The sequence below is a fragment of the Streptomyces sp. WI03-4A genome, from assembly GCF_033792105.1.
In the GTDB taxonomy this organism is placed as follows: domain Bacteria; phylum Actinomycetota; class Actinomycetes; order Streptomycetales; family Streptomycetaceae; genus Streptomyces; species Streptomyces collinus_A.
The window spans coordinates 128,410-143,301 of record NZ_JARAUO010000011.1 but is presented as its reverse complement, the minus strand read 5'-3'; the positions used below and the strand labels follow the sequence as shown (position 1 = coordinate 143,301).

Below are 14,892 nucleotides of genomic sequence, written 5' to 3'. Positions count from 1 at the left end.
GGGTTCGGCGGGCAGGACTACAAAGCCGGGAAGAGCCGTGACGAAGGGAAGCCGATGGCGTACGACCTGATCACGATGGGGCGGATCGGGGTGGACCTCTACCCGCTGCAGACCGGCGTCCCGCTCGCCCAGGTGTCGTCCTTCGGCAAGTTCCTCGGCGGATCGGCGGCGAACGTCGCGGTCGCCGCCGCCCGCCTCGGCCGCCGCACCGCCGTGATCACCCGTACCGGCGACGACCCGTTCGGCGCCTATCTGCACGAGGCCCTGCGCGGCTTCGGTGTCGACGACCGCTGGGTCACCCCGGTACCCGGCCTGCCCACGCCCGTCACCTTCTGCGAGGTCTTCCCGCCCGACGACTTCCCCCTCTACTTCTACCGCCGCCCCAAGGCCCCGGACCTGGAGATCCACCCCCACGAACTGGACCTCGACGCCGTCCGGGACGCCCGTGTCTTCTGGGTCACCGGCACCGGCCTGAGCGAGGAGCCGAGCCGCACGGCGACCCTCACGGCCCTCGCCCACCGCGCCAGGTCGGGCACGACCGTCTTCGACCTCGACTGGCGGCCCATGTTCTGGACCCACCCGGACCAGGCCCGCCCCTTCTACGCCGATGCCCTGCGCCACACCACCGTCGCCGTCGGCAACCTCGACGAGGTGGAGGTCGCCACCGGGCTGCGCGAACCCCACGCGGCGGCCCGCGCGCTGCTGGCCGCCGGCGTCGAGCTCGCCGTGGTCAAGCAGGGACCCAAGGGCGTCCTGGCGGTCAGCGCCTCCGGGGAGTCGGCCGAGGTCCCGCCCCTGCCGGTCACCGTCCTCAACGGCCTCGGCGCCGGCGACGCCTTCGGCGGCTCCCTGTGCCACGGACTGCTCGCGGGCCGGGACCTGGAGACCGTCATGCGCCACGCCAACGCGGCCGGCGCCATCGTCGCCTCCCGCCTGGAGTGCTCCTCCGCGATGCCCACCCCGGACGAGGTGGCCGCCGCGCTCGACAGCGGAGCGGTGCGGTGAGGGCCGGCCGGGTGGCGGGCACCCACACCGAGGGCGGCGACGCGGCCCGCCGGCCGTGCGTGGACGTCGCGGCGCTGGTCCACACCCGCACCCACCACCCCGAGGCGATCGCCGAGGCCGCCGCCCGCCGGGCCCGCCGCCCGCTGCTCACCGAGAGCGGCCGCCTGATGATCGTCGCCGCCGACCACCCGGCCCGTGGCGCGCTCGGCGTCGGCGACCGCGCACTCGCCATGGCCAACCGCGCCGACCTCCTGGAACGCCTGTGCCTGGCGCTGTCCCGGCCCGGCGTCGACGGCGTCCTCGCCACCGCCGACATCCTGGACGACCTGCTGCTGCTCGGCGCCCTCGACCACCGGATCGTCATGGGCTCGATGAACCGCGGCGGCCTGCGGGGCGCGAGCTTCGAACTCGACGACCGCTTCACCGGCCACCGCCCCGAGGACATCCAGCGCCTCGGCTTCGACGCCGGCAAGGTGCTGCTGCGCATCGACTACGCCGACCCGGGCTCCCTGACCACCCTGGAGGCCACCGCCCGCGCCGTCGACGACATGGCCGCGCGCCGACTGCCGCTGTTCGTGGAGCCGTTCATCAGCCGGCGCACCCCGGAGGGGGCCCTGCGCAACGACCTGTCCGCCGAGGCGGTCACCCGGTCCATCGCCATCGCCTCCGGCCTCGGCGGTTCCTCCGCCTACACCTGGCTGAAGGTGCCGGTCACCGAGAACCCCGACGACATGGCACGGGTCATGGAGACCTCCACCCTGCCGGCCGTACTGCTCGGCGGTGACGTCGGCGACTCACCCGAGGAGCAGGTCGCCGCGTACGAGAAGTGGCGCGGGGCACTCCAACTGCCCACCGTCCGCGGCCTGGTGGCCGGCCGGTCGCTGCTGTACCCGGCGGACGGCGATGTGGCCGCCGCCGTGGACACCGCCGTCGGACTGCTGTGAGGGCCGCATGACCAGCACCGGACTGCACCTGCCCCGGGGTGCCACCGCGAACGACCGGTACGCCGTCGACATCGGCCCCGAGCGGGCCGGCTGGACGTACGCCGGCCTGCGTGTCGTGGAGTTGACACCGGACAGTACGCATACGTTCACCACCGGGGACGGCGAATGGATCGTCCTTCCGCTGCAAGGCGGATGTACCGTACAAATCGAGACCGCACCATCCGAGCAGGCCGAGTTCCAACTCCAGGGCCGTACCAGCGTGTTCGCGGACGTCTCCGACTTCGCGTACGCGCCCAGGGACGCCCGGGTCCAGATCGCCTCCGGCGCGGGAGGCCGCTTCGCCCTGGCAGGAGCGAAGTGCGAGCGACGACTCCCCGCCCGCTACGGCCCCGCGCCGGAGGTTCCCGTCGAACGACGTGGCAGCGGCGGCTGCGCCCGCGACGTGCGCAACTTCGCCGCCGCCGGCTCCTTCGACTGCGACCGGCTGATCGCCGTCGAGGTGGTCACCCCCGGCGGCAACTGGTCCTCGTACCCGCCGCACAAGCACGACGAGCACCGGCCGGGCGAGGAGTCGGAGCTGGAGGAGATCTACTACTTCGAGATCGACGGACCGAACGGTTTCGGCTATCAGCGCGTATTCCCCTCCCGCGAGGGCGGCTCCGACGTCCTCGCCGAGGTCCGCTCCGGCGACGCCGTGCTCGTCCCCGACGGCTGGCACGGCCCGTCGATCGCCCAGCCGGGCCACGCCATGTACTACCTGAACGTCATGGCGGGGCCCGGTGAGAACCGCGAGTGGCGGATCCGCTTCCACCCGGACCACACAGCGAGCACAGGGGGGTACCGATGACGACCTCGACGACGAGGCTCACGGTCGCGCAGGCACTCGTACGCTTCCTCACCGCCCAGTACACCGAACGGGACGGCCGGCGGCAGCGGCTGATCGGCGCCACCTGGGCCATCTTCGGGCACGGCAACGTGGCCGGTCTCGGCCAGGCGCTGGTCGAGTACGCCGGCGCCATGCCCTTCCACCAGGGCCGCAACGAACAGGCCATGGTGCACGCGGCGGTCGGTTACGCCCGCCAGTCGAACCGGCTGTCGGCCCACGCGGTGACCACCTCGATCGGCCCGGGCGCCACCAACCTGGTCACCGGAGCCGCCCTCGCGACCGTCAACCACCTCCCGGTCCTGCTGCTGCCCGGCGACGTCTTCGCCGCCCGCCCCGCCGACCCGGTGCTGCAGCAGCTGGAGGTGCCCCACGCGGGCGACGTCTCGGTCAACGACACCCTGCGCCCGGTCTCCCGGTACTTCGACCGCATCACCCGGCCGGAGGCGCTGATCCCCGGCGCGCTGGCCGCCATGCGGGTCCTGACCGACCCGGTGGAGACCGGCGCGGTCACCCTCGCCCTGCCGCAGGACGTCCAGGCGGAGGCGTACGACTGGCCGGAGGAGTTCTTCGCCGAGCGCGTGTGGACCGTGCGGCGCCCCGGCGCGGACCCGGCCGAGCTGGCGGAGGCGGTCCGGGCGGTCCGGGCGGCCCGCAGGCCCGTCGTCATCGCGGGCGGCGGGGTCCACCACAGCCGCGCCGAGGACGCCCTCGCCGAGTTCGCCGAGTCCACCCGCATCCCGGTCGCCTCCACCCAGGCCGGCAAGGGCTCCCTGCGCCACGACCACCCGCAGGACGTCGGCGGCGTCGGGCACACCGGCACCGCGACCGCCGACGAGCTGGCCCGCACCGCGGACCTCGTGATCGGCGTGGGCACCCGCTACACCGACTTCACCACCGCCTCCGGCACCCTCTTCGCGCACCCGGACGTCCGCTTCCTGAACCTCAACATCGCGCCCTTCGACGGGCACAAAATGGCCGGGCTGCCGCTGGTGGCCGACGCCCGCAGCGGCCTGTCCGAGCTGACCGAGGCGCTCATCGTGCACGGGTACGAGGTCGCCGACTCCTACGTCACCGAGTACACCGAGGACAAGGAGCGCTGGGAGCAGCGGGTGGACGCCTGCTTCGAGGCCGAGGAACCGGACGTCCGGCCGACCCAGCCGCAGGTCCTCGGCGTCCTCGACGCCCTGGTCGACGAGTCCGACATCCTCGTCAACGCGGCCGGCTCGCTCCCCGGCGACCTGCACAAGCTGTGGCGGACGCGCTCGCACGACCAGTACCACCTGGAGTACGGCTACTCCTGCATGGGCTACGAGATCCCGGCCGCCATCGGGGTGAAGCTCGCCGCGCCCGGGCGGAAGGTGTGGGCGCTGGTCGGCGACGGCACGTACCTGATGATGCCGACGGAGATCGTGACCGCCGTGCAGGAGGGCGTCGCGATCAAGATCCTGCTGGTGCAGAACCACGGCTACGCGTCCATCGGCGGTCTGTCGGAGTCCGTGGGCGGCGAGCGGTTCGGCACCGCCTACCGCTTCACCTCGGACGACGGCACATACACCGGCGCCCCGCTGCCCGTCGACCTCGCGGCCAACGCGGCCAGCCTGGGTATACGGGTGCTGCGCGCGAAGACCGTACGGGACCTGCGCGCGGCGCTCGCCGAGGCACGGGCCGCCGACACTCCCACATGTGTCTACGTGGAGACCGAAACGTCCGACACTGTGTCGGGCGCGCCTCCGGCGCAGGCCTGGTGGGATGTTCCTGTGGCCGAGACCGCGACCCGATCGTCCGCGGTCAAGGCACGGGAGCTGTACGAACGGCACGTCTCGACCCGACGCCGCCATCTGTAAAGGGAGTATCTGGGCATGACGAAGATCGTCAACCACTGGATCGGCGGCAAGGCCGTCGAAGGCGCGTCGGGCACGTACGGGCCGGTCACGGACCCGGCGACCGGCGCGGTCACCACCAAGGTCGCGTTCGCGTCGGTCGAGGAGGTGGACGCGGCCGTCGCGGCGGCCAAGGACGCCTTCGCGACCTGGGGCCAGTCCTCGCTGGCCCAGCGCACCACCATCCTGTTCCGGTTCCGCGCCCTGCTGGACGCCCACCGGGACGAGATCGCGGAGCTGATCACCGCCGAGCACGGCAAGGTGCACTCCGACGCGCTCGGCGAGGTGGCGCGCGGCCTGGAGATCGTCGACCTGGCCTGCGGCATCAACGTCCAGCTCAAGGGCGAGCTGTCCACGCAGGTCGCCAGCCGCGTCGACGTCTCCTCCCTCCGCCAGCCGCTCGGTGTGGTCGCCGGCATCACGCCGTTCAACTTCCCGGCGATGGTTCCCATGTGGATGTTCCCGATCGCCATCGCGACCGGCAACACCTTCGTGCTCAAGCCGTCCGAGAAGGACCCGTCGGCCTCCCTGAAGATCGCGGAGCTGCTGGCCGAGGCCGGTCTGCCCGACGGTGTCTTCAACGTGGTGCAGGGTGACAAGGTCGCCGTGGACCGCCTGCTGGAGCACCCGGACGTCAAGGCCGTCTCCTTCGTCGGCTCGACCCCGATCGCCCGCTACATCCACACCACGGCCTCCGCGAACGGCAAGCGGGTGCAGGCTCTGGGCGGCGCCAAGAACCACATGCTGGTCCTGCCGGACGCCGACCTGGACGCGGCGGCGGACGCGGCGGTCTCGGCGGCCTACGGCTCGGCGGGCGAGCGCTGCATGGCCATCTCCGCGGTCGTCGCGGTGGGCTCCATCGGCGACGAACTGGTGGAGAAGATCCGCGAGCGGGCCGAGAAGATCAAGATCGGCCCCGGCAACGACCCGGCCTCCGAGATGGGCCCGCTGATCACCAAGGCCCACCGGGACAAGGTGGCCTCCTACGTCGAGGGTGCGGCGGCCGAGGGCTGCGAGGTCGTGCTCGACGGCACCGGTCACACCGTGGAGGGCTTCGAGGACGGTCACTGGATCGGCATCTCGCTGCTGGACAAGGTGCCGACCAGCGCCAAGGCGTACCAGGACGAGATCTTCGGCCCGGTGCTGTGCGTGCTGCGCGTGGACACCTACGAGGAGGGCGTGGCCCTCATGAACGCCTCGCCGTTCGGCAACGGCACGGCGATCTTCACCCGGGACGGCGGCGCCGCCCGCCGCTTCCAGCTGGAGATCGAGGCGGGCATGGTCGGCGTGAACGTGCCGATCCCGGTCCCGGTCGGCTACCACAGCTTCGGTGGCTGGAAGGACTCCCTCTTCGGCGACCACCACATCTACGGCAACGACGGCACGCACTTCTACACCCGCGGCAAGGTCGTCACCACCCGCTGGCCCGACCCGGCCGACGCCCCCGCAGGCGTGGACCTGGGCTTCCCGCGCAACCACTGAGCGTCACCCGGAGGTCGCCTCCGGCCCCCGTCAGGCCGTCCGGATACCGGACGGCCTGACATTTTTTTGCAACCTTGGCTGCGGTTCCCGTTCTTGCGGGATCAAACGGATGACGAAGGGTTTGACGGCTAAATACCTTGGAAAGCAAGGTCATGCATCACATGGTCTTGATGGATGTCTCTATACGTCGTCGCTGCCTAAGAAAGTGATGTGGCGTCGGCCGCTCACCGAGTGCGGATTTCGAAGGTAAACAGCCATTGACGGGGTGGTTTTCGTCGGGGTTCCCTATGCACGCCGGGAGCGGACCAGACGAACGCACGACGAGCCGCCCGGAGGCGATAGCGCTCCCGAGCCCACCCTCAGTCGCACCAGTCGATCGGATTCCGCCGCATGACCGACACGCTCCGTCCTGTCGAGACAGGCTCTGCCGAAGCAGCACTCGCAGCAGCCTCCGACAGTCCTCAGAAGCTCAAGCGTTCCATCGGCGTCGTCGGCGGCACCCTGCTCACCCTCTCGTGCGTCACGCCCGCCTCCACGCTCTTCGTGATCGTGCCGGACCTGTTCTCCAGCCTGGGCACGGCGACGGCGCTCTGCCTCGTCATCGGCGCGCTGCTCTGCATCCCCGTCGCCCTGTGCTACTCGGAGCTCGGCACCCTCGTGCCGAGCGCGGGCGGCGAGTACGCGATCGTCTCCACCCTCGCCGGCCGGCTCGCCGGCTGGCTCGCCTTCGTGATGTCGCTCCTCGTCGTGATGATCGTGCCCCCGGTCATCGCGATGGGCACCGCCGACTACCTCGCCCCGGTCATCCACCTGGACCCCGCCTGGACGGGCGCCGGCGTGATGCTCGCGGCCACCCTCGCCGGTCTGCTCGACCTGCGCGCCAACGCCTGGATCACCGGCATCTTCCTGGTGCTGGAGGTCGTCGCGGCCGGTGTCGTCGCCGTGCTCGGCTTCACCCACTCCCAGCGCGGGCTCGGCAGCCTCGGCAACCTGCAGATCGCCGGTGAGCACGCGCACGTCAACCCGGTGACCGGCGCGATGGTCCTCTCGGGACTCGCCATCGCCCTCTTCGCCACCCAGGGCTTCTCCACCGCCGTCTACCTCTCCGAGGAGTTGGAGAACCCGCGCCGCAACGTGGCCCGCACCGTCCTCGCCACGCTCGCCATCTCCAGCGTCGTCATCCTGGTGCCGGTCGTGGCGATCACCCTGGGCGCCGGCGACCTGAAGGCCCTGACCGGCGGCGACATCTCCGGCATGGTCATCGCCTGGAGCAACTCGGCCGTCGGCACCTTCGTCAGCCTCTGCGTCGCCCTCGCGATCATCAACGCGGGCATCGTCATGGTCATCCAGAACTCCCGCGTCCTGTTCGCCTCCGCCCGCGACAAGGCCTGGCCGGCGCCGGTCAACAGCGCCCTGTCCAAGCTCGGCCGCTTCGGCTCCCCCTGGGTCGCCACCCTCGTCGTCGGGGTCCCCGGCGCCTTCCTCTGCTTCGTCAACCTGGACACCCTCTACGGCGTCACCGGCGTCGCGGTCACCGGCCTGTACCTGCTGGTCGCGATCGCCGCCCTGCTCGCCCGGCGCGGCGCGCACGGCACCCGCAAGGCCTGGCGGATGCCGCTGTGGCCGGCCATGCCGATCGTGCTGATCGCCGTCCTCGTCTACATCCTCGTCGAGCAGGACGTCTCCTACCTGCTGTGGACCGGCGGCATCACCGCCGTCGCCACCCTCTACTGGGCCTTCTACCTCCGTCCCCGCCAGGCGACCCGCTGGGTGGTGTCCGTCCCCGAGGACGTCCAGTCCTGACGGTCACCCGGCCGTTGTGACGGCCCCACCGCGCACCCCCGTCGTCCCCGCCTCCCGAGGCGGGGACGACGTCGTCCGTCCGGGGCGCCCGTACCGCACCCGAAGTACGCGGCGGCGGGTCCGTACTCCCCGAGGAGGGTCCGGGGTTCAGCCCAGCGGCAGCGTCGGTTGTCGGCGGCGGCCCGTACCGTTGAGGCATGGATCTTCGAGGGCCCGCGCTGCGCGGGCTGCTGAAGGGGCCGCGGCGGCTGATGGCCGCCGCGGCCGCCGTGGTGGTGCTCGCGGGCGCCGGCACCTGGACGGCCGTCGCCTCCGACAGCCCCCCGCCGGTGCACCGCGGCGACCGCGTCATGGCCATGGCCGACGGCACGCGCATCGACACCTCGTACTTCACCGCGGGCTCCACCGGCCGCCGCCCCGCCGTCCTGCTCGCGCACGGCTTCGGCGGCAGCAAGGACGACGTACGGCAGCAGGCCGAGGGCCTCGCCCGGGACGGGTACGCGGTCCTGACCTGGTCCGCACGCGGCTTCGGGAAGTCGACCGGCAGGATCGGCCTCAACGACCCCGGGCACGAGGTCGCCGACGTCTCCCGGCTCATCGACTGGCTCGCGAAGCAGCCCCAGGTCCGCCTCGACCGGCCCGGCGACCCGCGCGTCGGCGTGACCGGCGGCTCCTACGGCGGCGCGATCTCCCTGCTCGCCGCCGGACACGACCGCCGCGTCGACGCCATCGCCCCGGCCGTCACCTACTGGAACCTGGCCGACGCCCTCTTCCCGGACGGCGTGTTCAAGAAGCTGTGGGCCGGCGTCTTCTTCAACACCGGCGGCGGCTGCGCCCGCTTCGAACCCGCCCTGTGCCGGATGTACGACCGGGTCGCCGAGTCGGGCACCCCGGACGCGGCCGCCCGCGCCCTGCTGGAGGAGCGCTCGCCGTCCGCGGTCGGTGGCCGCATCAAGGTGCCCACCCTGCTGGTGCAGGGCCAGACCGACTCCCTGTTCACCCTCTCCCAGTCCGACGCCGCCGCGCGGGCGATCCGCGCGAACGGCGCCCCGGTCGACGTCGACTGGATCGCGGGCGGGCACGACGGCGGCGACATGGAGAGCGGCCGGGTCCAGCGCCGGGTGACGGCCTGGTTCGACCGCTACCTCAAGGGCGACACCTCCACCGGCACCGGCCCCGCCTTCCGGATCACCCGCACGGGCGGGGTCGACTCCACCGACGGCGCCGCCCTGCTGCGCGGCGCGAGCGCGGACACCTACCCCGGCCTGCGCGACCACCGGCGGACCGTCGCCCTCACCGGCGGCACGCAGCACATCGCCAACCCGGCCGGTGCCAGCCCGCCCGCCGTGTCCGCCCTGCCCGGCCTCGGCGGCTCCGGCGGGCTCGCCCAGCTCTCCGCGCTCGGTGTCGGCCTCTCCGTGGACTTCCCCGGCCAGTACGCGAAGTTCGACTCCGCGCCGCTCACCCGCGACCTGCGGATCACCGGCACCCCCACCGTGACCGCCCACGTCACTTCGAGCGGCGACGACGCCGTCCTGTTCGGCAAGGTCTACGACGTCGGCCCCGACGGCACCCGGCAGGTGCTGCCCTCCCAGCTCGTCGCACCCCTCAGGGTCACCGGCGCCCGGCACGGCAAGGACGTCACGATCACCCTCCCGGCGATCGACCACGAGGTGCAGAAGGGCCACCGGCTCCGCCTGGTCCTCGCCTCCACCGACCTCGGCTACGCCTCACCCGCCGCCCCGGCGACCTACACCGTCTCCGTCACCGGCGGGCTGAGCGTGCCGACGGCCCCCGCCGTCACCACCGCCGCGGCCCCCCTGCCCGCCTGGGTGTGGTGGCTGCCCCTGGCCGGGGCGGCGGCCGCGCTCGCCCTGCTGCTCACCGGCCGCCGCCGCACCGCGGCCCCCGCGCCCGACCCCGCGCTCGCCGACGTCCCGCTGCGGATAACGGGCCTGAGCAAGCGGTACGCCCGCGCCGCCGACCGGTACGCGGTGCGCGAGCTGTCCTTCCACGTGGAGAAGGGCCAGGTCCTCGGCCTGCTCGGCCCCAACGGCGCCGGCAAGACCACCACCCTGCGCATGCTCATGGGCCTGATCAAGCCGGACGACGGCGAGATCCGCCTCTTCGGCCACGCCGTCCGCCCGGGCGCGCCCGTCCTGTCCCGGGTCGGCGCCTTCGTGGAGGGCGCGGGCTTCCTGCCCCACCTGTCCGGCCGGGAGAACCTGGAGCTGTACTGGCGGGCCACCGGCCGGCCGCCCGAGGACGCCCACCTGACGGAGGCCCTGGAGATCGCCGGCCTCGGCGACGCCCTGGCCCGGGCGGTGCGCACCTACTCCCAGGGCATGCGCCAGCGCCTGGCCATCGCCCAGGCCATGCTCGGCCTGCCCGACCTGCTCATCCTCGACGAGCCCACCAACGGCCTCGACCCGCCCCAGATCCGCGAGATGCGCGAGGTGATGATCCGCTACGCGGCCGCGGGCCGCACGGTGATCGTCTCCAGCCACCTCCTCGCCGAGGTCGAGCAGTCCTGCACCCACCTGGTGGTGATGGACCGCGGCCGGCTGGTCCAGGCCGGACCGGTACGGGAGATCATCGGCTCCGGCGACAGCCTGCTGGTCGGCACCGGCACGCCCGTGGAGGAGCCGGTCGCGGAGAAGGTGGCCGCCCTGCCCGGCGTCGCCTCCGCCGTCCGCACCGAGGACGGACTGCTGGTCCGCCTCGACCCCGGCGGCACCGCCGAGCGGCTGGTCGTGGAGCTGGTGCGCCTGGAGGTGCCCGTCGCCTCCGTCGGCCCGCACCGGCGCCTGGAAGACGCGTTCCTCACCCTGATCGGAGGTACCCCGTGAGCACGCTCACCGAGCCCGCCGAGGTCGCCTCCGGCTACCGCGCGGGCCACACCCTGCCGCTGCGCGTCGAGCTGATCCGCCAGCTCAAGCGGCGCCGCACGCTGGTCATGGGCGCGATCCTCGCCGTCCTGCCGTTCGTCCTGCTCATCGCCTTCGCGATCGGCGGCGACCCGTCGGACCGCAACGGCCGGGTGACGCTGATGGACACGGCCACCGCGTCGGGCGCCAACTTCGCCGCGGTGAACCTGTTCGTCTCGGCCGGCTTCCTGCTGGTCATCCCGGTCGCCCTGTTCTGCGGGGACACCGTCGCCTCGGAGGCCGGCTGGTCCTCCCTGCGCTACCTGCTCGCCGCGCCCGTGCCCCGGGCCCGCCTGCTGTGGTCCAAGCTGGTCGTGGGGCTCGGGACCAGCCTGGCCGCCATGGTGCTGCTGCCCCTGGTGGCCCTCGTGGTCGGCACGGCCGCCTACGGCTGGGGCCCGCTGCAGATCCCCACCGGCGGAGCGCTGGCCACAGGCACGGCGGCACAGCGCCTGGTCGTCGTGGTGGCGTACATCTTCGTGTCCCAACTGGTCACCGCGGGACTGGCGTTCTGGCTGTCGACCCGGACGGACGCCCCGCTCGGCGCGGTCGGCGGCGCGGTCGGCCTGACCATCGTCGGCAATGTGCTCGACGCCGTCACCGCCCTCGGCCACTGGCGCGACTTCCTGCCCGCGCACTGGCAGTTCGCCTGGGCGGACGCCGTCCAGCCGCACCCCGAGTGGTCCGGCATGATCCAGGGCACCGCCGTCTCCGTCACCTACGCCCTGGTGCTGTTCGCCCTGGCCTTCCGGGGTTTCGCCCGCAAGGACATCGTCTCCTAGGTCACCGAGGGGTCACCGGCGGGTCTCGGCGGGCCGTCACCGTGGCCGGTTCGAGATCCATCCGCAACACCACGGGTCGCACGTTCCGGGCCCCCGCACCGTCACAGTCGGCAGAGGTCGCACACGACCACACGCCGACGTCAACGGACCGAGGGGGAACCCGAGATGGAGCCGAACCGCACACGACGGACACCGTGCACACCACGAGCACCACGCACCCGGCGGACCCGCGGCGCACTGCTCGCGGTGGCCGCGGCGGGCGCCCTGCTGCTGACGGCCTGCTCGGCGGGGGGCTCCGCGGACCGGTCCGACGCCGCCGAGAAGCACGGCGGCCTGCCCGCCCCCGCGCCCGCCCCCGGCGAGCGCTACTCCGGGTCCGCGGCCCCCACACCGGGCGACCGCCATCTGTCGACCTTCGCCCTCGACGTCGACACCGCCTCCTACACCTACGCCCGCCGCACCCTCGCCGACGGCCGCGTGCCCGACCCGTCGAGCGTCCGCCCCGAGGAGTTCGTCAACAGCTTCCGCCAGGACTACCGCAGGCCCGACGGCAACGGCTTCTCCGTCACCGTCGACGGCGCCCGTACCGCCCGGCCGGACTGGTCCCTGGTCCGCGTCGGCCTCGCCACCCGCGCCGCCGACCCGGACCGGAACCGCCCGCCCGCCGCGCTCACCTTCGTCATCGACGTCTCCGGCTCCATGGACGAACCCGGCCGGCTCGACCTCGCCAAGCGGTCCCTGGACACCATGGCCGACCGGCTGCGCGACGACGACTCGGTGGCCGTCGTCACCTTCAGCACACACGCCCGCACCGTCCTGCCGATGACCCGGCTCGGTGGCCACCGCGGCGAGATCCACGACGCCGTCGACGGACTGCGGGCCCTGACCTCCACCAACCTCGGCGCGGGCGTCGAGGCCGGCTACGACACCGCCGTCGAGGGCCTGCGCGAGGGCGCGACCAACCGGGTCGTGCTGATCTCCGACGCCCTCGCCAACACGGGGGAGACCCGCCCCGAGGCCATCCTGCGCCGTATCGACTCCGCCCGCCGCGAGCACGGCATCACCCTCTTCGGCGTGGGCGTCGGCAGCGACTACGGCGACGCCCTCATGGAACGCCTCGCCGACAAGGGCGACGGCCACACCGCCTACGTCTCCGACACCGCCGAGGCGCGCCGGGTGTTCTGCGTCCAGCTCCCGCAGAACATCGGCCTGACCGCCCGCGACGCCAAGGCCCAGGTCGCCTTCGACCCCGAGACCGTCGCCGAGTTCCGCCTCGTCGGCTACGACGACCGGGCGGTCGCCGACGACGACTTCCGCGACGACCGCGTGGACGGCGGCGAGGTCGGCCCCGGCCACACCGTGACCGCCCTGTACGCGGTGCGCACCAGGCCGGACGCCGACGGCCACCTCGCCACCGCCACCGTCCGCTGGCTCGACCCCGCGACCCGGGCCCCGCACGAGCGCTCCGGGGCCCTGGAGACCGGTGCCCTGCGGGACTCCGTCCGGGCGGCGAGCCCCCGCTTCCAGGTCACGGCGGTCGCTGCCTACTTCGCCGACGCCCTGCGCGCCGCCGGCACCGACCACGGCCCCGCCCTCCCCGGCGCCCCGAGCCTGGCCCGGCTCGCCGGCCAGGCCGCCGCACTCGCCGGAACCACCGAGGACAAGGACGTACAGGCGCTCGCCGACGCGATCCGGCAGGCGGACGACACCGTCCGGACGGGCCGGAAGGACACCGGGGAGAGCGGGGAATGATCACCCTCGACCCGAGGCGGTCGCCCCACTGGCTGGCCGTGCACCGGCTCCCCGTCGGCACCCCGGTGTCCGAACTGGTCCACGACCCGCGGCTGCGCGCATGGGTGCAGAAGGCGGTCGACCATGCCGACGAGGCCGTCTCGCGCGCCGAGTCCATCCGCGCCTTCACGCTGATCGAGGGGGAGTTCACCGAGGACAAAGGACTGCTCACGCCGTCGCTGAAGGTGAAGCGGCACGCGGTGGCGGCGGCCTGCGCCGAGCAGATCGAGGCGCTGTACCGCGGATAGCACGCGGAGCGGCGGGTCACCGGAGGAACCGGTGACCCGCCGCTCGCGGAGCGCTCGCTCAGCCGTTGCCGGACAGCGCGGAGATGTCGTCGAGGATGTGCGAGAGCGGCTCGTCGCCCTTCGCCTGCGTCGAGTTCTCCGTGCACTGCTGGGTCTGCGGGGCGGACAGGACCGGGATGTCCTGGACGCCGACGTTGACCAGGGCCAGGATCGACTGGGCGTCGACCTTCGCCGGCAGGCCGACACACGGCTTGTTGAGCGAGCCCTGCACCAGCGAGAGCTGCGGGCTCTGGTTGCCGGCCGTGGCCGAGTTGCCGAAGGACTGCTGAGCCTCGTTGCCGCTCAGCGAGGTGGTGCCGTGGTCGTCACCGATGGCCAGGGCCTGAGGGGCGGCGAAGCCCGCCAGACCGGCGACGGAGGCGGCGACAGCCGCGGTTGCCCACAGCTTCTTCATGTTCGTTCCCTTTCGAGAGGCGGACTCTGGGGAGGAGTTGTGATCATCAACGCCGGGGATCCGGCCGCGGTTGCGGCCTTTGCCCCGTTCGGAGTAGCTCGGTACGATCAGTCGACCGGCGCCTGGTGCGGCACGGTCTCCCGCGCCGTGAGGCGGTCCCGAACAGGCCGACGGGCCACCGGAAGAACGCGGCGGCCCGTCGGCGCGGGCCCGTGAGAGAGGCCCGGGGGTCTGCGGATCAGCCGTTGCCGGACAGCGCGGAGATGTCGTCCAGGATGTGCGAGAGCGGCTCGTCGCCCTTGGCCTGGGTCGAGTTCTCCGTGCACTGCTGGGTCTGCGGGGCGGACAGGATCGGGATGTCCTGGACACCGACGTTGACCAGGGCCAGGATCGACTGGGCGTCGACCTTGGCCGGCAGGCCGATGCAGGGCTTGTTGAACGAGCCCTGGATGAGGGCGAGCTGCGGGCTCATGTTGCCGTAGGTGGCCGAGTTGCCGTACGACTGCACCGCGTCGTTGCCGCTCAGCGAGGTGGTGCCGTGGTCGTCACCGATGGCCAGGGCCGGCGACGCGGCGGTCGCGGTGAAACCGACGACGGAAGCGGCGACCGCGGCAGAGGCCAGAACCTTCTTGATCACTTGCTGATTCCCTTCTGGAGAAACCCCGTCCACCGGAGCGACCTGCATCAACT

The 14,892-nt window shown here is 72.8% G+C and carries 11 protein-coding genes and 1 pseudogene; 10 read left to right on the top strand and 2 right to left on the bottom strand.

Annotated features, from left to right (window positions below):
• The first annotated feature begins 54 nt into the window (after nucleotides 1-54).
• The 10 genes and pseudogenes from iolC to PV343_RS14820 form a co-directional block, all read left to right on the top strand.
• On the top strand, nucleotides 55-1,005 hold the full coding sequence (gene iolC, locus PV343_RS14865) for a 5-dehydro-2-deoxygluconokinase (protein WP_319147371.1): 951 nt from the start codon (nucleotides 55-57) through the stop codon (nucleotides 1,003-1,005).
• An 11-nt stretch (nucleotides 1,006-1,016) separates the two neighbouring features.
• Nucleotides 1,017-1,949, top strand: a complete 933-nt coding sequence (locus tag PV343_RS14860) for a deoxyribose-phosphate aldolase (protein ID WP_415923494.1) — start codon at nucleotides 1,017-1,019, stop codon at nucleotides 1,947-1,949.
• Between the two features lie 7 nt (nucleotides 1,950-1,956).
• Nucleotides 1,957-2,796: a 5-deoxy-glucuronate isomerase gene (gene iolB / locus PV343_RS14855; protein ID WP_319147370.1), complete on the top strand. Its 840-nt coding sequence runs from the start codon at nucleotides 1,957-1,959 to the stop codon at nucleotides 2,794-2,796.
• Nucleotides 2,793-4,679: a 3D-(3,5/4)-trihydroxycyclohexane-1,2-dione acylhydrolase (decyclizing) gene (iolD, locus tag PV343_RS14850; RefSeq protein ID WP_319147369.1), complete on the top strand. Its 1,887-nt coding sequence runs from the start codon at nucleotides 2,793-2,795 to the stop codon at nucleotides 4,677-4,679. The genes iolB and iolD overlap by 4 nt, the downstream gene beginning before the upstream one ends.
• A 15-nt stretch (nucleotides 4,680-4,694) precedes the next feature.
• Complete coding sequence (gene mmsA, locus PV343_RS14845) at nucleotides 4,695-6,197, top strand: CoA-acylating methylmalonate-semialdehyde dehydrogenase (protein WP_319147368.1); 1,503 nt, start codon at nucleotides 4,695-4,697, stop codon at nucleotides 6,195-6,197.
• A 390-nt stretch (nucleotides 6,198-6,587) separates the two neighbouring features.
• A complete protein-coding gene (locus PV343_RS14840; RefSeq protein ID WP_319147367.1) occupies nucleotides 6,588-8,000 on the top strand; it encodes an APC family permease in 1,413 nt (470 codons plus the stop codon).
• Nucleotides 8,001-8,197: 197 nt separating this feature from the next.
• Nucleotides 8,198-10,849 carry an alpha/beta fold hydrolase gene (locus tag PV343_RS14835; RefSeq protein ID WP_319147366.1) on the top strand — a complete coding sequence of 884 codons (2,652 nt, stop codon included), beginning with the start codon at nucleotides 8,198-8,200 and terminating at the stop codon, nucleotides 10,847-10,849.
• Nucleotides 10,846-11,709, top strand: coding sequence for an ABC transporter permease (locus PV343_RS14830; RefSeq protein ID WP_319147365.1), 864 nt, complete (start codon nucleotides 10,846-10,848; stop codon nucleotides 11,707-11,709). Before PV343_RS14835 ends, PV343_RS14830 begins: the two co-directional genes overlap by 4 nt.
• A 165-nt stretch (nucleotides 11,710-11,874) precedes the next feature.
• Complete coding sequence (locus PV343_RS14825) at nucleotides 11,875-13,461, top strand: vWA domain-containing protein (protein WP_319147364.1); 1,587 nt, start codon at nucleotides 11,875-11,877, stop codon at nucleotides 13,459-13,461.
• Nucleotides 13,458-13,748 (top strand): annotated as a pseudogene (locus PV343_RS14820) (long-chain fatty acid--CoA ligase); the annotation flags it as partial. The gene PV343_RS14825 and the pseudogene PV343_RS14820, both read left to right, overlap by 4 nt.
• Before the next feature lie 58 nt (nucleotides 13,749-13,806).
• Here the strand turns inward: PV343_RS14820 and PV343_RS14815 are convergent.
• Nucleotides 13,807-14,202 carry a rodlin gene (locus PV343_RS14815; protein WP_020940171.1) on the bottom strand — a complete coding sequence of 132 codons (396 nt, stop codon included), beginning with the start codon at nucleotides 14,200-14,202 and terminating at the stop codon, nucleotides 13,807-13,809.
• A 238-nt stretch (nucleotides 14,203-14,440) separates the two neighbouring features.
• Nucleotides 14,441-14,839 (bottom strand): rodlin, encoded by a 399-nt coding sequence (locus PV343_RS14810; RefSeq protein ID WP_020940170.1) that lies wholly within the window; start codon nucleotides 14,837-14,839, stop codon nucleotides 14,441-14,443.
• Between the last annotated feature and the right edge of the window lie 53 nt (nucleotides 14,840-14,892).